General features: G+C 62.3%; 15 protein-coding genes and 1 riboswitch. Of the genes, 6 read left to right on the forward strand and 9 right to left on the reverse strand.

The genetic code is table 11. The features are described 5' to 3' along the window. Window positions 1-1,131: a glycine cleavage system aminomethyltransferase GcvT gene (gcvT, locus tag CO656_RS03400; protein WP_179864692.1), complete on the reverse strand. Its 1,131-nt coding sequence runs from the start codon at window positions 1,129-1,131 to the stop codon at window positions 1-3. Between the two features lie 150 nt (window positions 1,132-1,281). Further along, window positions 1,282-1,369: riboswitch (glycine riboswitch) on the reverse strand. Between the two features lie 163 nt (window positions 1,370-1,532). Between gcvT and CO656_RS03405 the strand changes: the two genes are divergently transcribed. Both CO656_RS03405 and CO656_RS03410 read left to right on the forward strand, forming a co-directional pair. Then, window positions 1,533-1,922: a hypothetical protein gene (locus CO656_RS03405; RefSeq protein ID WP_037422152.1), complete on the forward strand. Its 390-nt coding sequence runs from the start codon at window positions 1,533-1,535 to the stop codon at window positions 1,920-1,922. A gap of 91 nt (window positions 1,923-2,013) precedes the next feature. Further along, window positions 2,014-2,991: a DUF1775 domain-containing protein gene (locus CO656_RS03410; protein WP_097525046.1), complete on the forward strand. Its 978-nt coding sequence runs from the start codon at window positions 2,014-2,016 to the stop codon at window positions 2,989-2,991. A gap of 48 nt (window positions 2,992-3,039) precedes the next feature. Here the strand turns inward: CO656_RS03410 and CO656_RS03415 are convergent, their stop codons facing one another. The 3 genes from CO656_RS03415 to CO656_RS03425 all read right to left on the reverse strand — a co-directional run bounded on the left by CO656_RS03415 (window position 3,040) and on the right by CO656_RS03425 (window position 4,997). Further along, the gene (locus tag CO656_RS03415; protein WP_097524816.1) at window positions 3,040-3,417 is read right to left on the reverse strand and encodes a hypothetical protein; all 378 of its coding nucleotides are present in this window, start codon (window positions 3,415-3,417) and stop codon (window positions 3,040-3,042) included. Between the two features lie 901 nt (window positions 3,418-4,318). Next, window positions 4,319-4,795, reverse strand: a complete 477-nt coding sequence (locus tag CO656_RS03420) for a GNAT family N-acetyltransferase (protein WP_234819681.1) — start codon at window positions 4,793-4,795, stop codon at window positions 4,319-4,321. Between the two features lie 37 nt (window positions 4,796-4,832). Next, on the reverse strand, window positions 4,833-4,997 hold the full coding sequence (locus CO656_RS03425) for a hypothetical protein (protein WP_086022771.1): 165 nt from the start codon (window positions 4,995-4,997) through the stop codon (window positions 4,833-4,835). Between the two features lie 99 nt (window positions 4,998-5,096). Between CO656_RS03425 and CO656_RS03430 the strand changes: the two genes are divergently transcribed. Together CO656_RS03430 and CO656_RS31210 are read left to right on the forward strand one after the other, a co-directional pair. Beyond that, window positions 5,097-6,356 carry an amidase gene (locus tag CO656_RS03430; RefSeq protein WP_143557027.1) on the forward strand — a complete coding sequence of 420 codons (1,260 nt, stop codon included), beginning with the start codon at window positions 5,097-5,099 and terminating at the stop codon, window positions 6,354-6,356. A gap of 107 nt (window positions 6,357-6,463) precedes the next feature. After that, window positions 6,464-6,628, forward strand: a complete 165-nt coding sequence (locus tag CO656_RS31210; RefSeq protein WP_272938884.1) for a hypothetical protein — start codon at window positions 6,464-6,466, stop codon at window positions 6,626-6,628. A 135-nt stretch (window positions 6,629-6,763) separates the two neighbouring features. Here the strand turns inward: CO656_RS31210 and CO656_RS03435 are convergent, their stop codons facing one another. From CO656_RS03435 to uvrA, 3 genes are all read right to left on the reverse strand, one after another. After that, on the reverse strand, window positions 6,764-10,555 hold the full coding sequence (locus CO656_RS03435) for a vitamin B12-dependent ribonucleotide reductase (RefSeq protein ID WP_097524817.1): 3,792 nt from the start codon (window positions 10,553-10,555) through the stop codon (window positions 6,764-6,766). Between the two features lie 693 nt (window positions 10,556-11,248). Continuing rightward, the gene (locus tag CO656_RS03440) at window positions 11,249-12,052 is read right to left on the reverse strand and encodes a DUF72 domain-containing protein (protein ID WP_097525048.1); all 804 of its coding nucleotides are present in this window, start codon (window positions 12,050-12,052) and stop codon (window positions 11,249-11,251) included. A 137-nt stretch (window positions 12,053-12,189) separates the two neighbouring features. Beyond that, the gene (gene uvrA, locus CO656_RS03445; protein ID WP_097525049.1) at window positions 12,190-15,111 is read right to left on the reverse strand and encodes an excinuclease ABC subunit UvrA; all 2,922 of its coding nucleotides are present in this window, start codon (window positions 15,109-15,111) and stop codon (window positions 12,190-12,192) included. A gap of 283 nt (window positions 15,112-15,394) precedes the next feature. Here uvrA and CO656_RS03450 point away from each other — a divergent pair, with 283 nt between their 5' ends. Next, the gene (locus CO656_RS03450; RefSeq protein WP_097524818.1) at window positions 15,395-15,916 is read left to right on the forward strand and encodes a single-stranded DNA-binding protein; all 522 of its coding nucleotides are present in this window, start codon (window positions 15,395-15,397) and stop codon (window positions 15,914-15,916) included. Window positions 15,917-16,078: 162 nt separating this feature from the next. Here the strand turns inward: CO656_RS03450 and CO656_RS03455 are convergent, their stop codons facing one another. Next, the gene (locus CO656_RS03455; protein ID WP_097524819.1) at window positions 16,079-16,726 is read right to left on the reverse strand and encodes a MarC family protein; all 648 of its coding nucleotides are present in this window, start codon (window positions 16,724-16,726) and stop codon (window positions 16,079-16,081) included. Between the two features lie 307 nt (window positions 16,727-17,033). Here CO656_RS03455 and gyrA point away from each other — a divergent pair, with 307 nt between their 5' ends. Continuing rightward, the gene (gyrA, locus tag CO656_RS03460; RefSeq protein ID WP_097524820.1) at window positions 17,034-19,817 is read left to right on the forward strand and encodes a DNA gyrase subunit A; all 2,784 of its coding nucleotides are present in this window, start codon (window positions 17,034-17,036) and stop codon (window positions 19,815-19,817) included. An 82-nt stretch (window positions 19,818-19,899) separates the two neighbouring features. Here gyrA and CO656_RS03465 read toward each other — a convergent pair whose 3' ends face one another. After that, on the reverse strand, window positions 19,900-20,835 hold the full coding sequence (locus CO656_RS03465) for a transglycosylase SLT domain-containing protein (protein ID WP_097524821.1): 936 nt from the start codon (window positions 20,833-20,835) through the stop codon (window positions 19,900-19,902). Window positions 20,836-21,042: the final 207 nt, after the last annotated feature.

The raw sequence follows: 21,042 nt of genomic DNA on the forward strand, positions 1-21,042 counted from the left end.
TCAGCGTTTGTAGGTCTGTTTGACGAAGGGCAGGGCGGAAACCGTGACCGGCAGGTACTTGCCCCGCACCTCTGCAAAAATCTGTGTGCCGTTCTCGGCATGGGCGGCATCGACGTAGCCCATGGCGATCGGGCAATCGACGCTCGGTCCGAAGCCGCCGGAGGTCACCGAGCCGACAGGCACCGCGCCGTTCGCATCAGCGAAGAGCTTCGCGCCGCCGCGGACCGGCGCGCGCCCCTCGGGCTTCAGGCCGACGCGGCGCCGGCGGGTTCCGCCGGCAAGTTCCGCAAGGATCCGGTCGGCGCCGGGAAAGCCGCCGGCCCTCTCACCGCCGGCGCGGCGGCTCTTCTGGATCGCCCATTCAAGGGCCGCCTCGACCGGTGTCTTGCCGGTGTCGATATCGTTGCCATAGAGACAAAGGCCGGCTTCGAGGCGGAGCGAATCACGCGCGCCGAGGCCGATGGCCAGCACGTCCGGATGCTCGAGCAGGCGCTGCGTCACGTCCACCGCCGAGGTGGCGGGAATGGAGATCTCGAAACCGTCCTCGCCCGTATAGCCGGAGCGGGAAATGATGCACGTGACGTCGTGGAGATCCGCCTCCGCCACGTCCATGAAGCGCATGGAGGCGACATCCGCCCATAGCTCGCAAAGCACCGCCTCCGCACGAGGGCCCTGAAGCGCGACGAGGGCGCGGTCGTCGAGCAGAGTGACGTCGCAACTATCGCCAAGCCCATCTTTCAAATGCGCGAAGTCGGCCTCCTTGCAGGCAGCGTTGACGACAAGGAAGAGATGGTCGCCGCGGTTGGCAATCATCAGGTCGTCGAGAATCCCGCCTTCCGGATTGGTGAAGAGCCCGTAGCGCTGGCGACCTTCGGCAAGCCCAAGCACATCGACCGGCACCAGCCTTTCGAGCGCCAAGGCCGCATCGGCCACCCGGCCGGACTTCGGGCGGATGATGACCTGGCCCATATGCGACACATCGAAGAGGCCGGCGGCAGAACGCGTGTGCAGGTGTTCCTTGAGCACGCCTTCGGGATATTGCACCGGCATCTCATAGCCGGCGAATGGCACCATGCGCGCGCCGAGCGACAGATGCAGGGCGTGCAAAGGCGTATGATTCAAGCGGGACATAGGTTCCAAATCCGGCCTCCAGGTCTGGCGCTGGGCGCGCCGGCTCACACTACCGGCGTCAAACGCCGACAAATTCGAGCCCCCTCTGTCCGTTTGCCTGAGATTGTTATCCCTTCGGCGAGCGTAACCGCTTCTCTCCAGAGTCCTACCGGTACCTTGCTGGTCCTTTGGCCTGAGAGTTTCCGGGGCGGTTGCTCCTTCGGCACCGGATTGAACCGGTTTCTCCCAACAAGATCATCTCCAGATAACGGCGAAGGCCGGATTTTGGCAAGGGCGAATGTCGCGATGAAACATATTTTTGTCGCCATGGCTTCATCGTCGCTCTTGGGCGCGCCTGCGGCAAATCGGCCTTTGCATTTGAAGCGGATTGTGAATAACGAAGAGACGAGACAGAGGCGATCATGATCGGGCAAGGGGACAGATGGCGAATTGCGGTGCGGCTGCTTGCCGCCTTCGCGCTCGTTTTCCTGTCATTCGCCCACAAACCCTCTCTCGTCATCGGAACGAACGCGGCGCTCGCGGCCGAATATCGTCTGCCCGACGGCTCCTTTGCGGAGATCTGCTTCGGCACCGAGGGTGTCGAGCACGAAGACGGCAAAGCGCCGCCGATCGCTCCGATTTGCGAGGCATGCAGGCTCGCCGCCTCGGTGCTTCTGCCCGAGCCGCCGCAGGCAAGCGTGTCAGCCGACAAAGGCAATTGGCTCGCCGATTCGCCTGTCACCGAAATTCAGGTCGCGCTGACGCCCTTGCGGCTTTTGCCGCCCCCGCGCGGGCCGCCAATCCTGTCGTAACGCTCTTCCGAGAATTGAACTTTCATCACGCCGCTTGGCGGCATTCACCACGAAGCCCGTGTTTCAGGGCACGTGGTTCGGAGACTACGACATGACCAAGATCAGAATGACCCTCCTCACGGCAGGCCTCACGCTCGCAGCCGCCGGCATGGCTCACGCGCATGCGACTTTCGAGGTGGACAGCACGCCCAGCGAAAAGACGTTCAAGGCGATCCTGCAGGTGCCGCACGGCTGCGACGGCAAGCCGACGACCGAGGTGCAGGTGAAGCTGCCGGAAGGCTTCGTCTTCGCCAAGCCGCAGCCGAAACCCGGCTGGGAGCTTGAAATCATCCAAGGCGACTATCAGAAGACCTACGACAATCACGGAACCAAGGCCTCCTCCGGTCCGGTCGAAATCCGCTGGAAGGGCGGCAATCTGCCTGACGAGCACTATGATACCTTCGTCATCCGCGGAAAGGTCTCGGGCTTCGACGAGGAAACGGTGCTTGCCTTCCCGACGACGCAGCTTTGCGGCTCTGAAGCAAAGGTCGTCTGGGATGAGGTGCCGGCGGCGGGCGAGGACGCTCACGCGCTCGAACATCCGGCACCAACCATAGCCGTGACGGCTGCAGGCGAAGAGCAGGCCCATGCCGGGCACGGCGCTCAGCAGGCCGAAGCCGCTCCCGTCGAAGTCGGCGCTCTCGAAATCTCGGGCGGTGCGGTCAAGGCGATGCTGCCGGGCGCCAAGGTCGGCGGCGGCGGCTTTGTCGTTAAGAATACGGGGAATGCCGACGACCGGCTGGTCGCTGTCGAAAGCCCGGCGGCCCGACGCGTCGAACTGCACGAGATGGCGATGGAAAACGACGTCATGAAGATGCGCAAGCTCGAAGACGGCATCGTCATTCCGGCAGGCAAGACCGTGGAATTGAAGAGCGGAGGTCTGCACCTGATGTTCATGGAAGTGCCAAAACCCTTCGCTGAGGGCGAGACCGTGCCCGTCACGCTGACCTTCGAGAAGGCCGGAACGGTCGACTATATCCTCCCGGTTGGGGCTGCCGGCGGTGGAGCGGCCGGCCACAAGCATAAGTAAGCCTTTCGGTTTGAGACTTCGGAGCGGGTTGGAAAACCCGCTCCACCGTCAGGCCCCTTGTATGAACTGGTCGAGCATGACGGCGATTTCGTCGCCCTTTTCCTCATCATCGGTGGCCGGTTCGTCTTCCCGGTCTTCCCCGCGATCGGCGTTTTCCTCCTCCATGAATTCGAGGTAGCGACGCAATGTCTCCGCCTCGCTCTCCTGGGGCGGACGCATTCCGGCGCTGATCAGCATCAGCGCCAGGGGCAGGGCACCTTTCGTCTTGAGGGATGCCGGCGCAAGAGCGGCTCGATCCGGCGGCCGTGCCGCGAGCAAGGTGATGGCTTCATCGGCCGGAGCGTCGCCACGCACGCGCGCGGAAGGCTTGACGGCCTCGGCCGCGTAAGCCGCCGTCGTCGCGGAAATGGTAACGACCTGTGTCACTTTGCTCGCCTTGAAATACGCTCCTCCTTTCCTTTTGCCAGACTCCGTTTGCGGGCAGGTGAAGCCGCGCGGTCGGATTTTATTTGAATGCGAGCGTTTGAGGCCCCGGAATCCGGCCAAGTGGCACGAAGAACCGGCCGAAGAGGTGGAAGGGGCAGGCGGCCCCGGCGAGAAGACCGTCCCCTTTCGTCGGTCTATCTCGACGGTTGACCGGGATGTACAATCACAGCTTGATCAAGAGAATGGCGCTAACCGGCGCTGTGAAAGAGCATCGGGGACCTCTGGTCAGGAAGGACGAGACATGCGTGCTTTGCTGTTGCTCATGGCACTTTTCACTCTGGCGGCGTGCTCTCAAACGGGAAGAACCACCGTTTACAACTCATACACGCCCGGATCGGGGGACTATTACACGGGCATCGTGCCGCCGACGCAGTTTTAGACGCCACGGACAGCCGGCGGCTCTTCTGAGGCAAAACTCCTGTCGCCGATACTAGCGGGTTGGGAGCGCCGAGAAGGCAATTGATCCTTGGCGAAGGCCGGAATATCAATGGCCATCAATCCTTTAGAAAGGGACCGAGATTGATGCGCAAAATCCTATTGTTGCTCGCGCTTGCAACGCTCACGGCCTGCTCGCAAACCGTCCATGTCGGCGGTGAAGGCGAGTATTACCAGGGCATCGTTCCGCCGCGCTGATAGCGGGAGCAACTGCAGGTGTGAATGAACGACCGCGCGGGAAACTAGAAGGGCGCTCGACCCTTCCGGGGAGCGCCCTTCAAACCCGGAAGACGCGAAGGCGCCCAACCAGAAAGTCGGCGCACGGTCCTCTCTATACGGGTGGTGACCGATAGATGGGGCCGATCCGTTGGAATTCAAGGGATCATCTCGGCGAGGCAGCGGGCCCTCAAAAGCGTTTCTTCAGGAAATAGCGGGGAATTGCGCCCGGTGCGCCTTCCAGCTCGCCGAAGAGCTCGAAGCCGAGCTTCTCATAGAAGGGAGGGGCCTGAAATTCGAACGTATCCAGCCGCAGGCCGATATAGCCGCGCGCCCGGGCAATTCTTTTCGCCTCCTCCATCAGCCGCCGCCCGAGGCCCTGGCCGCGATACTCGTCCGGAATTGCAAGATATCTGACGAACGCCCATCCGTATCCGTCGGTCGCATAGAGCCCGCCGGTGGCGGCGCGCGTTTGCGGATCGCGAAGGATAACGGCAAAGCCCGGCAGCTCGGCCATGCCGCTATTGGCAATGTTATAGGCGTCGAGCGTCGCAACGATGGCGCGAATGTCGGCCGGGTCGGGATTGTCGGGAACGATGTCGAGGAATGGGAGCGGACAAGGCGATTCAATCTCGACTCGCTGGAGGGCGGCTGGTCCGGCGATCACGGACACCCCTCGGGTGTCCGATGACAAGCGCGGCTGGTCAGTAGGCCATGCGCACGCCGCCGGGTGTCGCAGCGCTAAAGTCGGGAACGGGGTTCGGTCCGTACCATTGGGCGTAGGTCGTGTTGCCGGTACCGCCGGTGCTTGCGCAACCCGACAGGGCCAAGGCTGCCAATGCCGCGGCAATCAGACGTTTGAGGGGCATGGAATCTCCGATTCTGATTCGTTGAGCGGGGACAACTTGAGGTATCCTCACGTGCCAGTCCATCGGATTCACATCGGCTGACAGGTGTTCCGCCCTGCAATGGTCGGATTTCAAGTTGGAGATGGTGCATTGATCGCTGAATACGACGAACTCGATGGCCTTGGCCTCGCCGACCTGGTGAAGCGAGGCGCGGTATCGGCATTGGAACTCGTCGAAACGGCCATAGACAGGATCGTCTCGCGAAATCCGCCCCTCAACGCTGTCATCCTGACCATGTTCGAGGAAGCGCGGAAAGCGGCAGACGAAGTTGACGCGGGCGCCGTCTTTGTAGGCGTCCCATTCCTTCTCAAGGATCTGCTCGCAACAGTGGAAGGAATCCCGACCTCGCAAGGCAACCGCCTGCTCGCGAAGTTGCCGGCGACCGGCGACTCCGAACTGGTCACTCGATGGAAGAAGGCGGGACTGATCGTCCTGGGGAAAACCAACACTCCGGAGTTCGGCCTCACACCCTATACAGAACCAGACGCCTTCGGGCCGGCTCGGAATCCTTGGGATCCGGATCGGACCCCTGGGGGTTCGAGCGGTGGTTCGGCGGCAGCGGTCGCGGCACGCATGGTGCCGCTTGCCTCGGGCGGCGACGGTGGTGGCTCTATCCGCATCCCGGCTTCTGCCTGCGGGCTGTTCGGCCTGAAGCCGACCCGCGGCCGGACGCCTGCCGGACCGTTCACGGGGGAACCTTGGGCGGGCTTCGCCGTGGAACATGTTCTGACGCGCTCGGTGCGGGATTCGGCCACCCTTCTCGACCTTGTCCAAGGACCGGATGTCGGTGCGCCCCATAACCTGCCCTCACCGCCAGGGTCCTTTCTCGAAGCGGCGGGACGTCCGCCGGGGAAACTGAAAATTGCCGTATCGGCGGCTCCGATGCTTGGCGGGAAAGTAGAACCGGAGATCCTGCAAGCTTTTTCCGCCACTGCAAAACTGCTGGAAGAACTTGGTCACGACATTGTTGAGGCAGCACCGTCTATCGATGCCGAGGCGTTCTCCCTTTCGTTTCTGAGCGTTATCGCCGCGGAACTGCAAGTCGACATCGAAGAGGCGACGAGGGCGGCCGGTGTTCCGGTACGTGTTCAGGACTTCGATCCCTCGACACTCGGGATGGGTCTGCTTGGAGAGACACTTTCGGCAGGCGAACTTGCGGCTGCGCTACGCTATCTAAAGCTCGCGGCGAGAGGCGTTTCGCAATTCTTCGAAACGTACGACATCCTGATGACGCCGGTGCTGGCGCGGGTTCCGCCGCCGATAGGATCGCTTCAGCCGTCTGCTGCGAGAAGAAAATTATTCGCGCTGTGGGTCGGGTGAAGGCGGGCTGGCTCCTAAAAAGGATAGGCATCGCGAAGCGCCTCGCAGCCGAGACATTCAGCTTCATCCCTTGGACTCCCGTTTTCAATGTCACGGGCCAGCCGGCAATGTCGGTGCCACTCTGCTGGTCGGACAACGACCTGCCGATCGGCATGCATTTCGTGGGACGCTTTGCCGACGAGGAGACATTGTTCCGCTTGGCCGGCCAGCTTGAAAGAGCGAGGCCATGGGCCCATCGTAAGCCGCCACTCCGCAAACCTGTCTCTCCGTAGCCCGGGAGGTCCATTTCGGTGATGTCGGCGGCCGCTGTCGCCTCCATCTCGTAAAAAGGGGTCCCGCGACTTTGTTCGGGACCCTTTTTGTGCACCTTTAGTGGTGGTGGTAGTGGTAGCAGCAACTAACCGCTATTAGCTGCACCCGCTCGTAGCACCGCACGTATCGCACTTCTCGCACGTGCCGTTCCGCACCATCGTGAAGTTCTGGCACTCGGAGCACATGTTGCCGGTGTAGCCCTGCATGATCGAGCGGGCCCGGCGTTCGGCTTCGACCTTCTTGGCTTCCGACTTGGCGGAAGCAGCTTCTGCCGCGGCCTTGTCGGAGAAGAGGGCGGTCACTTCCTGCTCGACTTCTTCGGCGATCTCCTCGGCAAGCTCTGCGGCGCGCTCCTCATAGTCGCGCTTGAAGGCGACGACTTCCGAGGTGGCTGTTGCCGTTGTCGGCTCGAGCTTGCGGACGGCATTGCCGGTGATCGAGGTGACCGTGGCGCCGCCCGAGGCACGGGTCGGGGCGCCGGTCGAGGCACCCTTCGGCTCCGAGCGGTCGCCGGAGCCGCCGACGATCGTCGGCTTGTAGCCGCGGGTCCAGCCGGTCGAGACGAGGTTGGTCTTGCCTTCCTGGATGCCCCGGCCGAGCGCCGTGTTGCTGAAGTCGGAAGTGTCGACGTGCGCCAGGTCGTGGCGGCCGAGATAGGAAACGGCGAGTTCGCGGAACACGTAGTCGAGGATCGACGTGGCGTTCTTGATCGCGTCGTTGCCCTGGACCATGCCGGCCGGCTCGAACTTGGTGAAGGTGAAGGCCTCCACATATTCCTCGAGCGGCACGCCGTATTGCAGGCCGAGCGAGATGGCGATGGCAAAGTTGTTCATCATCGCGCGGAAGGCGGCACCTTCCTTGTGCATGTCGATGAAGATCTCGCCGAGGCGGCCGTCGCCGAACTCGCCGGTGCGCAGATACACCTTGTGGCCGCCGACGATCGCCTTCTGGGTATAGCCCTGGCGGCGGTTCGGCAGTTTTTCGCGGGCGCGGATGACCTTTTCGATGACGCGTTCGACGATCTTTTCCGTCACGGCGACCGCCTGCGCGGCAGCCGGCGCCTGCAGCAGCTCCTCGATCGCTTCCTCGTCTTCCTCGTCTTCGATCAGCGAGGCGTTCAGCGGCTGGGACAGCTTCGAGCCGTCGCGGTAGAGCGCGTTGGCCTTCAGCGCCAGCTTCCAGGAGAGCATATAGGCGTTCTTGCAATCCTCGACGGTCGCCTCGTTCGGCATGTTGATCGTCTTGGAGATCGCACCGGAGATGAAGGGCTGGGCGGCCGCCATCATGCGGATGTGGCTTTCAACCGAAAGATAGCGCTTACCGATCTTGCCGCAGGGGTTGGCGCAATCGAAGACCGGCAGGTGCTCGGCCTTGAGGAAGGGCGCGCCCTCGAGCGTCATCGCGCCGCAGACGTGGATGTTGGCGGATTCGATATCCTTCCTCGAGAAGCCGAGATGCTCGAGGAGATTGAAGTCCATCGAGGCAAGCTGCTCGTCGGTGACCTTCAGCGTGCCCTTGAGGAAATCGGCGCCGAGCGTCCACTGGTTGAAGACGAACTTGATGTCGAAAGCCGACTTCAGCGCCCCATTGACGGCATCGACCTTTTCGTCGGTGAAGCCCTTGGCCTTCAGCGTCGTCGGGTTGATGGCGGGTGCCTGGTTGAGATTGCCGTGGCCAACAGCATAGGCCTCGATCTCGGCGATCTGGCTTTCCGAATAGCCGAGCGTCCTGAGCGCCTCCGGAACGGCACGGTTGATGATCTTGAAATAGCCGCCGCCGGCGAGCTTCTTGAACTTCACCAGCGCGAAATCGGGCTCGATGCCGGTGGTGTCGCAATCCATGACGAGGCCGATCGTGCCGGTCGGCGCGATAACGGTCGCCTGGGCATTGCGGTAGCCATGCTTTTCGCCGAGTTCAACGGCCTTGTCCCAGGCGCTCTTGGCGTGGGCGATCAGCTCCTGATCCGGGCAATCGGTGTGGATGAGTGCGACCGGGTTGACCGACAGGCCTTCATAGCCCGTGGTCTCGCCATGGGCTGCGCGGCGGTGGTTGCGCATGACGCGCAGCATGTTGTCGCGGTTCGGCGCGAAGCTGGGGAAGGGGCCGAGCTTGGCCGAGATTTCCGCTGAGGTCGCATAGGCGACACCAGTCATGATGGCGGTCAGCGCGCCGGCGATGGCGCGGCCTTCGGCCGAATCATAGGGGATGCCGGAGGACATCAGGAGGCCGCCGATATTGGCATAGCCTAGGCCGAGCGTCCGGTACTCATAGGAGAGCTCGGCAATTTCGCGCGACGGAAACTGCGCCATCATCACCGAGACTTCGAGAACGACCGTCCACAGGCGGACGGCATGCTCGTAGTCGGCGATGTTGATCCGCTTGCTGGCGGCATCCTTGAACTGCATCAGGTTGAGCGATGCGAGGTTGCATGCCGTGTCGTCGAGGAACATGTATTCCGAGCACGGGTTGGAGGCGCGGATCGGACCGGCCGCCGGGCAGGTGTGCCAGTCGTTCATCGTCGTGTTGAAGTGCAGGCCCGGATCGGCCGATGCCCAGGCAGCATAGGAGATCGACTCCCAGAGGTCGCGGGCCTTCAGCGTCTTCATCACCCGGCCGTCCTTGCGGGCTGTCAGCTGCCAATCGCCGTCCGCTTCGACGGCGCGCAGGAAGTCGTCCTTGATCGAAACGGAATTGTTGGAGTTCTGGCCCGAGACCGTCAGATAGGCTTCCGAATCCCAATCGGTGTCATAGGTCTTAAACTGAATGTCCTTGTAGCCCTGGCGCGCGAACTGGATGACGCGCTTGACATAGTTTTCCGGCACCAGCGCCTGCTTGGCGGCGCGGATCTCGCGCTTCAGCGCCGGGTTCTGCTTCGGATCGAAGCAGGCGTCATCGCTGCCGTCGCAATTGACGCAGGCCTTCATGATCGCCTTCAGGTGCTTGGCGACGATCTTGGAGCCGGTGACGAGGGCTGCGACCTTCTGCTCTTCCTTGACCTTCCAGTTGATATATTCCTCGATATCCGGATGGTCGATGTCGACGACCACCATCTTGGCGGCGCGGCGCGTCGTGCCGCCCGACTTGATGGCGCCGGCGGCGCGGTCACCAATCTTCAGGAAGCTCATCAGGCCCGACGACTTGCCACCGCCCGATAGCTTCTCGCCCTCGGCGCGCAGATGCGAGAAGTTGGAGCCGGTGCCCGAGCCGTATTTGAAGAGACGCGCCTCGCGGACCCAGAGGTCCATGATGCCGCCCTCGTTGACGAGGTCGTCGCCGACCGACTGGATGAAGCAGGCATGCGGCTGCGGGTGCTCATAGGCCGACTTCGATTTCGTCAGCTTGCCGGTGAACGGGTCGACATAGAAATGGCCCTGCCCGGGACCATCGATGCCATATGCCCAGTGCAGGCCGGTATTGAACCATTGCGGCGAATTCGGCGCGACGCGCTGGGTGGCGAGCATATAGGCGAGCTCGTCACGGAAGGCGCTGGCGTCTTCTTCGGTTTCGAAATAGCCGCCCTTCCAGCCCCAATAGGCCCAGGTGCCGGCGAGGCGATCGAAAACCTGCCGGGCATCCGTTTCGGAACCGTATTGCTCGTCCTTCGGCAGCGCCTTCAGCGCCTCGGTGTCGGGAACCGAGCGCCACAGGAAGGAGGGGACGTCGTTCTCCTCGACGCGCTTCAGCTTGGCCGGCACGCCCGCCTTGCGGAAATATTTCTGCGCGAGAATATCGGCGGCCACTTGGGAGAATTGCGCCGGCACGTCGATATCGGCGAGACGGAAGACGATCGAGCCGTCCGGATTCTTGATCTCGCTCGTCGCCTTGCGGAATTCTATCTCGGCATAGGCGGACTGCCCTGCCTTGGTGAAACGACGTTCGATCTTCATTGTCCCGTCCTTTGTTGCCATGCGCCTCGGCGCAATTGTCCGTCCGGCCGCGAGAGGTCCCGCAGCCAGCTTCAGCTTCCGTATCTCTAGAGGAAACCCAAACCCGGGTATCCAGTATCTTGTGGTGAGGCTGGCTGCAAACACTAAATATAGTATTAACAGGTTCTTTACGCCAGACTGAAATTGCTTCGACAGCCCTCAATTCGCGCAAAATTCCACCGCTGCGGCCGCGCGGAACCATCCGCCTCGGCCACATGTCAGAACCGACGATTTGGGGGATGAACCGGCCTCTCAACTTCCCGGTTCGCCGCCGTCGCAACGTACAATCCATTAATCGTGAATCGCCTTTGGGCGTCAAGGGGTGGTTTGTGACGGAATTTTGAGCGCTATATCTTGTGTGGATCGACTGTGGAAAACGGGGACATCAACCAATCCGTTGAAAATCAGGGACTTCGGGTGGCCGGCTTGCAACAGGCGGCAGCCGCGGACGGAAAATCAGAATTTTCACGGGTAAAAAAACAGGTACCCGGCGTTCCGCAGCGCTACTAGCGATTGCGCAGCGTGGCGGAATGTGAAGCGCACGCCTGGTGATTCGGCTCACTACATGTTGTGGCCGCGAATTGGCATCCGAAGTCCGGTACGACCCCTTGAATGCGGCACTGCGGGCGCGACACCGGCACTCTTGCGGGCGCGTCAGTCCACCCGCTTCTGCAGTTCCCGCGCCCCATTTGGCGCATTCACCTTGCCGGAGCTGATGAAGAAGGCAAAGACGTCGCGCGCCGCCTTGTCGGCCTTGCGATCCGGCGCGCTCTTCTCCAGTCCGTCCGGCTCGCCGCCGGCGGCAAAGGTCTTGAGCCTTTCGGCCCAGAGATCGAGACTCGCCGGGGGATAGCAGGTTTTCACGTCGTCGCTGCCTTTCTGCAGCCGCGCGTAGACGAAATCCGCGGTGACGTCCGCGATCATCGGATAGTCCTCGTGTTCGGCGAGAACCGCCGCCGTCTTGTATTTGTGCAGAAGCTCGACGAACTCCGGCACCTGAAAAGTGGGGTGGCGGACTTCCACAACGTGGCGGAGCTTCAGGCCGTCCTGCTTTTCCGGGAGCAGCTTCAGAAAGCCCTCGAAGTCATCCGGATCGAACTTCTTGGTCGGCGCGAACTGCCACAGTATGGGGCCGAGCCGGTCGCCGAGCTCCGTCAAACCCTGCGTCAGGAACCGCTCCATCGATTCGCCGGCCTCCGCCAACACCTTGCGATTCGTCACGAAGCGGCTGGCCTTTAGCGAGAAGATGAAACCGTCCGGAACCTCCGATGCCCATTTGGCGAAGGTCTCCGGCTTCTGCGAGCTGTAATAGGTGCCGTTGACCTCGATTGTCCGCAGCTCCTTGCCGGCGAATTCGAGCTGCCGCTTCTTCGGAAGACCGGCCGGATAGAAGCTCGTCTCCCAGGGTTCGAAATTCCAGCCACCGATGCCGACGCGGATCTTCCCGGTTTCTGCCATCATCTCCTCCTCGATACCCAGAACACTCGTGCTGCTCATCGCATTCGCCGGTCCGTTCTGGACCGATCATCCGACACATAAGCCCTGGCGGATGCGAAGATCATCCGCCACCCGTTTCTCCGCGCAAGCGTCGTTGATCACTCGGCCGCTACGACCTTCCTCACCGGCCGGCGTTCCAGAAGCTCCTTCAGGAACTGGCCGGTATAGGAGCGTGGTTCCTTCACCACGTCTTCCGGCGTTCCCTTGGCGATGACCTCGCCGCCGCCGTCGCCGCCCTCCGGGCCGAAATCGATCACCCAATCGGCGGTCTTGATGACCTCGAGATTGTGCTCGATCACGACAACCGAATTGCCCTGGTTGACGAGTTCATGCAGAACTTCAAGAAGCTTGGCGACATCATGGAAATGCAAGCCTGTCGTCGGCTCGTCAAGGATGTAGAGCGTGCGCCCGGTCGAGCGCTTCGACAGTTCCTTGGCAAGCTTGACGCGCTGCGCTTCGCCGCCCGACAGCGTGTTCGCCTGCTGGCCGATCTTGATATAGCCGAGCCCTACCTGGTTGAGCGTCACCAGCTTGTCACGCACGGCCGGTACGGCCGCGAAGAATTCGACGCCTTCTTCCACCGTCATGTCGAGCACGTCGGCGATCGACTTGCCCTTGAAATGCACGTCGAGCGTTTCGCGGTTGTAGCGCTTGCCGTGGCAGACGTCGCAGGTGACGTAGACATCCGGCAGGAAGTGCATCTCGATCTTGATGACGCCGTCGCCCTGGCAGGCCTCGCAGCGTCCGCCCTTGACGTTGAAGGAGAAGCGGCCGGGCTGATAGCCGCGCGCCTTTGCCTCCGGCAGGCCGGCGAACCAGTCGCGAATCGGCGTGAAGGCGCCCGTATAGGTCGCCGGGTTCGAGCGCGGTGTCCGGCCGATCGGCGATTGGTCGATGTCGATCACCTTGTCGATATGCTCGAAGCCATCGATCCGGTCGTGATCGGCGGGGTTTTCGCGCGCCCCCATGACCCGGCGGGCGGCGGCCTTGTAGAGCGTCTCGATCAGGAAGGTCGACTTGCCGCCCCCCGAAACGCCGGTGACGGCTGTGAAGACGCCGAGCGGGATCGACGCGGTCACATTCTTCAGATTGTTAGCCCGCGCCCCTACAACCGTGATTTCCCTCTTCTTTTTCGGCTTCCGCCGTTCGCTGGGAACCGCGACGCAGAGTTCGCCGGAGAGATATTTGCCGGTCAGCGACTTCGGGTTGGCCATGATATCGGCGGGCGCACCTTCGGCGACGATCTCGCCGCCGTGAATGCCGGCGGCCGGGCCGATGTCGACCACATGATCCGCCGTCAGGATCGCGTCCTCGTCATGCTCGACGACGATGACCGTGTTGCCGATGTCGCGCAGATGCCGCAGCGTCTCGAGCAGACGGGCATTGTCGCGCTGGTGAAGGCCGATCGACGGCTCGTCGAGCACGTAGAGCACTCCGGTCAGCCCGGAGCCGATCTGTGAGGCCAGCCGAATACGCTGGCTCTCGCCGCCCGAAAGCGTGCCGGAATTGCGCGAGAGACTGAGGTATTCAAGGCCGACATCGTTCAGGAAGCGCAGCCGCTCGCGAATCTCCTTGAGGATGCGCACGGCAATTTCGTTCTGCTTGGTGCTGAGCCGCTCGGGAAGCGTTTCGAACCAGTCGCGGGCAGCGCGGATCGACATCTCGGTGAGTTCGCCGATATGCAGCCTGTCGATCTTGACCGCCAGCGCCTCCGGTTTCAACCGGTAGCCGGCGCAAGCGGGGCAGGGTGCCGCCGACATGAAGCGCTCGATCTCCTCGCGCGCCCAGGTGCTGTCGGTCTCCTTCCAGCGCCGCTCGAGATTGGGCACGATACCTTCGAATGTCTTCGTCGTATTGTAGGAGCGGGCGCCGTCCTGGTAGTGGAAGGTGATCTTCTCGTCCGTGCCGTGCAGGATCGCCCGCTGCGCTTCCTCGGAGAGCTCGCTCCAGCGACTGCCGAGTTTGAAGTCGAAGACCTTGCCGAGCGCCTCGAGCGTCTGGTTGTAATAGGGCGATGTCGATTTCGCCCAGGGCGCGATGGCGCCGTCCCGCAAGGTCCGGTTCGGCTCGGGAACGATCAGCGCCTCGTCGATCTTCTGCTGGCTGCCGAGACCGTCGCAGGTCGTGCAGGCGCCGAACGGATTGTTGAAGGAGAAAAGCCGCGGCTCGATTTCCGGAATGGTGAAGCCGGAGACCGGGCAGGCGAATTTTTCCGAGAACAGCACGCGCTCATGCGTCTCGTTGAGCGACTTGTTGGCAGAACCTCCGGCGGCCGTCTCTTCCGGCGGCAGCGGCCTGTCGGCGAATTCGGCGATCGCCAGCCCGTCGGCGAGCGTCAGGCAGGTTTCGAGGCTGTCGGCCAGTCGGGTGCCGAGGTCGGGACGCACGACGACGCGGTCGACGACGACGTCAATGTCATGCTTGTATTTCTTGTCGAGTGCCGGCACGTCGGCGATTTCGTAGAACTGGCCATCGACCTTGACGCGCTGGAAGCCCTTCTTCATCAGCTCGGCGAGTTCCTTCTTGTACTCGCCCTTGCGGCCGCGCACGAGCGGCGCGAGGATGTAGAGCCGCGTGCCTTCGCCGAATTCCAGGACGCGATCGACCATCTGGCTGACCGTCTGGCTCTCGATCGGCAGGCCCGTCGCCGGCGAGTAGGGCACGCCGACGCGTGCGAAGAGCAGGCGCAGATAGTCATAGATCTCGGTGACCGTGCCGACCGTCGAACGCGGATTGCGCGAAGTCGTCTTCTGTTCGATCGAGATTGCCGGCGACAGCCCGTCGATCTGGTCGACATCCGGCTTCTGCATCATCTCCAGGAACTGCCGGGCATAGGCCGACAGGCTCTCGACATAGCGGCGCTGGCCCTCGGCATAGATCGTATCGAAGGCGAGCGACGATTTTCCGGAGCCCGAAAGGCCGGTCATCACGATCAGCTTGTTGCGCGGCAGGTCAAGGTCGATGCCCTTGAGGTTATGCTCGCGCGCGCCGCGAATGGAGAGGGTCTTGAGTTCGCTCATCGGAAGCCAGTTTTGCATGTCGGTTGAAAGCCTCCTATGTAATGACGACAACGCCCATGTCGAGGCGCAATCGGCAAAGAGGCGGCTCAATTGCGATTCGGTTGACAGGATAATAAGGCAATATTAGAACAAAAAAAGAACAAACATAAGCCGCGGCCTGCCAAATGAGCTGTGGATTGTGTAGGATGCGGGGCGTATCGGCGGCGGCTCACCGCTAAGATGCGCCCTCTTGAGACATTTGAAAGCCGGGCCGGCGGTTCGGTGAAAACACGGGAAAAGCGATATGGCTGGTAGCGTCAACAAGGTGATCTTGATCGGAAATGTCGGGGCCGACCCGGAAATCCGGCGCACGCAGGACGGCCGGCCGATCGCCAATATCCGGATCGCCACGTCGGAGACCTGGCGCGACCGCAACAGCGGGGAACGGCGCGAAAAGACGGAGTGGCACAATGTGGTCGTCTTCAACGAAGGCCTGTGCAAGGTCGTCGAGCAATATGTGAAGAAGGGCGCCAAGCTCTATATCGAAGGCCAGCTGCAGACCCGCAAATGGCAGGACCAGAACGGCAATGACCGTTACACCACCGAGGTCGTGCTGCAGGGCTTCAACTCGACGCTGACGATGCTCGACGGCCGCGGCGAAGGCGGCGGCGCCAGAAGTGGCGGCAGCGACTACGGCGGCGGCGGCGGCGGTTACGAGGATTACGACCACCCGCGGCAATCTCCGGGCGGCGGCCGCTCCGGCGGCCAACCAAACCAGGGCGGCGGCAATTTCTCCCGCGATCTCGACGACGACATTCCGTTCTGATCGGTCAGCGTCAATCGCTCGGAACATATTCGGCCCGCCTCTACAGTGCCGCGCGTCTTTTCAGACGCGCAAAGGTCGCTGTAGCACTTTGAATTGCTGCATGTCTTTGTCCTGAAATCGAAGTCGATTTAAGGACACATGCAGTTGCGGGCCGTTGCGTTTTCAGCCGAGGCTCTGAATTGGGATTTGAAAAGCAGAACGCACGCCGTCGACGACGAACTGAACGGCGAGCGCCGCCAGGATCACGCCGAGGAGGCGGGTGAGGATCGCCCGACCGGTAACCCCGAGGAAACGGTCGATCCGGTCGGCGATCACCAGCGCCAGGAAGAGCGATGCCATCGAGGCGGCGATGACGACGAGGAGTTGGACGCGCTCGAGGACCGAGGGAAAGGAACTGCCGAGCAGGATCGTTGCCGAAATCGCCCCCGGCCCGGCGATCAGCGGCAGGGCGAGGGGGAAGACGGCGATATTGTGGATGTGGTCCTTGGTCACCGCCGTTTCTCCGGTCTTTTCCTTTCTCTCCTGGCGTCGTTCGAAGATCATCTCGAAGGAAATCCAGAAGAGCAGCAGGCCGCCCGCGATGCGGAAAGCGCCGATCGAGATGCCGAGCAGGCCGAGAATGCCGTCGCCGAAAAGGGCAAAGGCGGCGAGGATGAAAAAGGCGATCAGCGAGCCGCGGGTCGCGACCTGGAAACGCTCCTGCCGGCTCAGACCGACCGTGAGGCTCAGGAAAATGGGCGCAAGACCCGGCGGGTCGAGTGTTACGAGCAGCGTCGTCAACGCATTGATCAGCAGATCGACATTGAACATCCGTTCCCCCTCCGGATCGCTGTCCGGGTCTTTCTCCGGTAGCGGCGCTGCATTCTTAGGCAACCGACGCGCGCTTGGGAAGGGCCGGCTAGCCAAGCGCTGTGCGATAGCCTAAACCGGCTTCACGCCAAGGAACGCCGCATCCGTCCGAGACATACGGAGAAGCTCTTCCGATTTGTGGATTCTTGCCCTAGAAAAGCCCGTTCCGGCGGCAAAAGACTGTTCAAAACCATCGGCCAAAATTGGCGCTTGAAGCTGCATTCGGCTATAAGAACTGACTGATTCTGAACAAAGATCGTGATCGACATTGACTGAGCAAAGCACTCCCGGCGGCGGAAAGACTCCGCCAGGCATCGAGCCGATTTCCATCATCGAGGAAATGCAGCGGTCCTATCTCGATTACGCCATGAGCGTGATCGTTTCCCGCGCCCTTCCCGATGTGCGCGACGGTCTGAAACCGGTTCACCGCCGCATCCTTTACGGGATGAGCGAACTCGGCATCGATTGGAACAAGAAATACGTCAAATGCGCCCGCGTCACCGGTGACGTGATGGGTAAATACCATCCGCACGGCAACATGGCGATCTACGACGCACTGGCGCGCATGGCGCAGGATTGGTCGCTCAGGCTGCCGCTGATCGACGGCCAGGGCAATTTCGGTTCGGTCGACGGCGATCCGCCGGCGGCCGAACGCTATACCGAGTGCCGGCTGCAGAAGGCGGCCCATTCGCTGCTCGATGACCTCGACAAGGAAACGGTTGATTTCCGCGACAATTACGACGGCACCTTGCAGGAGCCGGTCGTCGTTCCGGCGAAATTTCCGAACTTGCTCGTCAACGGCGCGGGCGGCATCGCCGTCGGCATGGCGACCAACATCCCGCCGCACAATCTGAGCGAAGTCATCAATGGCTGCATTGCGCTGATCGATGATCCGGCACTCGAACTGCCGGAGCTGATGCAGATCATTCCGGGCCCCGACTTTCCGACCGGGGCGCTGATCCTCGGTCGCGCCGGCATTCGCCAGGCCTATGAGACGGGCCGCGGTTCGGTGATCATGCGCGGCCGCGCCCATGTCGAGCCGATGCGCGGCGATCGCGAGCAGATCATCATCACCGAAATTCCCTATCAGGTGAATAAGGCGACGATGATCGAGAAGATGGCCGAACTGGTGCGCGACAAGCGTATCGAAGGCATTTCCGACCTGCGCGACGAGTCCGACCGCCAGGGTTACCGCGTCGTCATCGAGCTGAAGCGCGATGCCAATGCCGAGGTCATCCTCAACCAGCTCTATCGCTATACGCCGCTGCAGACCTCCTTCGGCTGCAACATGGTAGCGCTGAACGGCGGCAAGCCCGAGCAGCTGACGCTGCTCGACATGCTGCGCGCGTTCGTCTCCTTCCGCGAGGAAGTCGTTAGCCGGAGAACGAAATTCCTGCTGCGCAAGGCCCGCGAGCGCGCCCATGTCTTGGTCGGCCTTGCCATTGCCGTCGCAAATATCGACGAGGTGATCAAGCTCATCCGTCATGCGCCGGATCCGCAGACCGCCCGCGAACAATTGATGGAGCGCCGCTGGCCGGCCCATGACGTCGACGCGCTGATCCGGCTGATCGACGATCCCCGCCACCGCATCAACGACGACGGCACCTACAACCTCTCGGAAGAGCAGGCCCGCGCCATCCTCGATCTACGCCTGCAGCGCCTCACCGCGCTCGGTCGCGACGAAATCGGCGATGAACTCAACAAGATAGGCGAGGAGATCCGCGACTATCTGGAAATCCTCTCCTCGCGGCTGCGCATCATGCAGATCGTCAAGGACGAGCTCGCGGCCGTCCGCGACGAGTTCGGCACGCCGCGCCGCACCGAGATCGCCGAGGGCGGTCCGGATATGGACGACGAGGATCTGATCGCCCGGGAGGACATGGTCGTTACCGTCTCCCACCTCGGCTACATCAAGCGCGTGCCGCTGACGACCTATCGGGCGCAGCGCCGCGGCGGCAAGGGTCGCTCCGGCATGGCCACGCGTGACGAGGATTTCGTTATCCGGCTATTCGTCGCCAACACCCACACGCCGGTGCTGTTCTTCTCGTCGCGCGGCATCGTCTACAAGGAGAAGGTCTGGCGCTTGCCGATCGGCACGCCCCAGTCCCGCGGCAAGGCGCTGATCAACATGCTGCCGCTTGAACCCGGCGAACGAATCACGACGATCATGCCGCTGCCAGAGGACGAGACGACCTGGGAGAACCTGGACGTGATGTTCTCGACGACGCGGGGCACCGTTCGCCGCAACAAGCTTTCCGACTTCGTCCAGGTCAACCGCAACGGCAAGATCGCGATGAAGCTCGAGGAGGAGGGCGATGAGATCCTCTCCGTCGATACCTGCACGGAATTCGACGACGTGGTGCTGACGACGGCCTGCGGGCAATGCATCCGTTTCCCGGTCTCTGATGTCCGTGTCTTCGCTGGCCGCAACTCGATCGGCGTTCGCGGCATTTCGCTCGCCGACGGCGATCGGATCATCTCGATGGCGATCCTCGCTCACGTCGAAGCCGAGCCGTGGGAGCGGGCGGCCTATCTGAAGCGGTCGGCAGCCGAACGCCGCGCCGCAACCGGCGAGGAAGAAGAGATCGTGCTTGTCGGCGAGGAGGTCACCAATGGCGGCGAACTCTCCAACGAGCGCTACGAGGAACTGAAGGCGCGCGAGCAATTCGTGTTGACGGTCTCCGAAAGGGGCTTCGGCAAGCGCTCCTCGTCCTACGACTTCCGCACTTCCGGCCGTGGCGGCAAGGGCATCCGTGCCACCGATACATCGAAAACTGCGGAAATCGGCGAACTCGTCGCGGCCTTCCCGGTCCAGCACAACGACCAGATCATGCTGGTCTCGGACGGTGGCCAGCTCATCCGCGTACCTGTCGACGGCATCCGCCTGGCAAGCCGGGCGACCAAGGGCGTTACGATCTTTTCGACCGCCAAGGACGAGAAGGTCGTCTCCGTCGAGCGGATCAGCGAGCCGGAAGGCGACGATGAGATCGAGGAGATCGTCACGGCCGGCGAGGCCATCGTTGCCGAACCGCCGGCCGACGCCGACGAGTGAGCAACTCGCCACACAGGAAAAAGCCCGCCTATGGCGGGCTTTTTTGTCGGTGAGGCACGGCCGGAATGACAGCGCTCGCCGGTCAGTTCTTGAAGACGATGCAGGCGCCGCCGCTGCGGCGAATCGTCGTGCAGAGCTTGTCCGCCTCGCTTCGCGTCTGGCGGCCGATGCGGGCTGCATAACGCGTTCTGCCGCCGAAGCTGCCGTTGCGCTCGCGCACAACGAGCGCCTTTTCGCCGTTGATCGGCGCCGGCAGTCTTTTCACGGCGTTCAGGAACAGGCGGTGCGCGATGGTTTTCCTCTGGTGGGCCGCCAATTGAACGCCCCAGGGCGCCCATGGCGCCTCGTCCACAACGACGATTTCGCGCAGCCGCCGGCTGTTGGCGAGCGCGACACAGCCGTCCAGGAAGCTCTTGGCCTTGTCGAGCGCGAGATCGAGCGATTTCGGCGGGTTGTCGCGCCAGTCCTCCACCGGGTGGGCGGTGATCGCCAGAACGTATTCGCGCGTCTCATAGGGCAGCCAGTCAACCTCGAGAAACCGTTCGAGGCCGGCCTCTCCAGCATTATAGGCGGCCGCCGCAAAACCCAGATTGCCGTAGCGGAGCTTGAGTTCACTCAAATATTCGGCGGATTTGGCGAGCGCCGCCACGGCGTCGAAACTGTTTGTGAGACCGCGCAGCTTCGCCGTTCCCGGCATGAACTGCGCAATGCCCTCGGCGCCTTTCGGGCTGACAGCGTCCGGCTGGAACAAGCTTTCGCGCCAGATCAGCCGAGCAAAAAACGGCGCCGGCAGGTCGTTCGCATCCGCATAATGCTCGATGATGCTGCAGACGTCCCGCGCGAAGTTCTCACGGGTGATGCAGAGGGGGATTGATGGATTTGCCGTAGAGACACCGGAGTAAAGGCACTTTCGCGCGGTGACCGGCGCGTCGGTCCGAGCCTCGGTCACATCGGCCAAGGCGGCTGCGGACAGGTACAGCGCCAAGCCGGCCCCGGCAGCACGCGCCAGACGTCCCATTCGGATACCCCAGATGTGGCATCGGCCCGCTCTGCTCGGTATGACCATATGGCTCCTCGGCGATGAACGAGTGAACATCAATAGCATTTTCGCCGGAGGCAAGAAACTGCGCAGACGCGGCAGACGACCGAGGATAATCTTCTCATGGCGGCGGGCAAAAAAAAGGGCCGCAAGCGAACTTGGGCCCTGTCAGTTGTGAAGGTTTCA

Origin of the sequence: Sinorhizobium sp. FG01 (assembly GCF_002531875.1) — a bacterium.
Taxonomy (GTDB): Bacteria; Pseudomonadota; Alphaproteobacteria; order Rhizobiales; family Rhizobiaceae; genus Sinorhizobium; species Sinorhizobium fredii_C.

Excerpts from the sequence above, each read along its gene's own strand:
- gcvT (WP_179864692.1), bottom strand. The coding sequence starts at position 1,131 with ATGTCCCGCTTGAATCATACGCCTTTGCACGCCCTGCATCTGTCGCTC.
- CO656_RS03405 (WP_037422152.1), top strand. The coding sequence starts at position 1,533 with ATGATCGGGCAAGGGGACAGATGGCGAATTGCGGTGCGGCTGCTTGCC.
- CO656_RS03410 (WP_097525046.1), top strand. The coding sequence starts at position 2,014 with ATGACCAAGATCAGAATGACCCTCCTCACGGCAGGCCTCACGCTCGCA.
- CO656_RS03425 (WP_086022771.1), bottom strand. The coding sequence starts at position 4,997 with ATGCCCCTCAAACGTCTGATTGCCGCGGCATTGGCAGCCTTGGCCCTG.
- CO656_RS03430 (WP_143557027.1), top strand. The coding sequence starts at position 5,097 with ATGGTCGGATTTCAAGTTGGAGATGGTGCATTGATCGCTGAATACGAC.
- CO656_RS31210 (WP_272938884.1), top strand. The coding sequence starts at position 6,464 with ATGTCGGTGCCACTCTGCTGGTCGGACAACGACCTGCCGATCGGCATG.
- CO656_RS03435 (WP_097524817.1), bottom strand. The coding sequence starts at position 10,555 with ATGAAGATCGAACGTCGTTTCACCAAGGCAGGGCAGTCCGCCTATGCC.
- CO656_RS03440 (WP_097525048.1), bottom strand. The coding sequence starts at position 12,052 with ATGGCAGAAACCGGGAAGATCCGCGTCGGCATCGGTGGCTGGAATTTC.
- uvrA (WP_097525049.1), bottom strand. The coding sequence starts at position 15,111 with ATGAGCGAACTCAAGACCCTCTCCATTCGCGGCGCGCGCGAGCATAAC.
- CO656_RS03450 (WP_097524818.1), top strand. The coding sequence starts at position 15,395 with ATGGCTGGTAGCGTCAACAAGGTGATCTTGATCGGAAATGTCGGGGCC.
- CO656_RS03455 (WP_097524819.1), bottom strand. The coding sequence starts at position 16,726 with ATGTTCAATGTCGATCTGCTGATCAATGCGTTGACGACGCTGCTCGTA.
- CO656_RS03465 (WP_097524821.1), bottom strand. The coding sequence starts at position 20,835 with ATGGGACGTCTGGCGCGTGCTGCCGGGGCCGGCTTGGCGCTGTACCTG.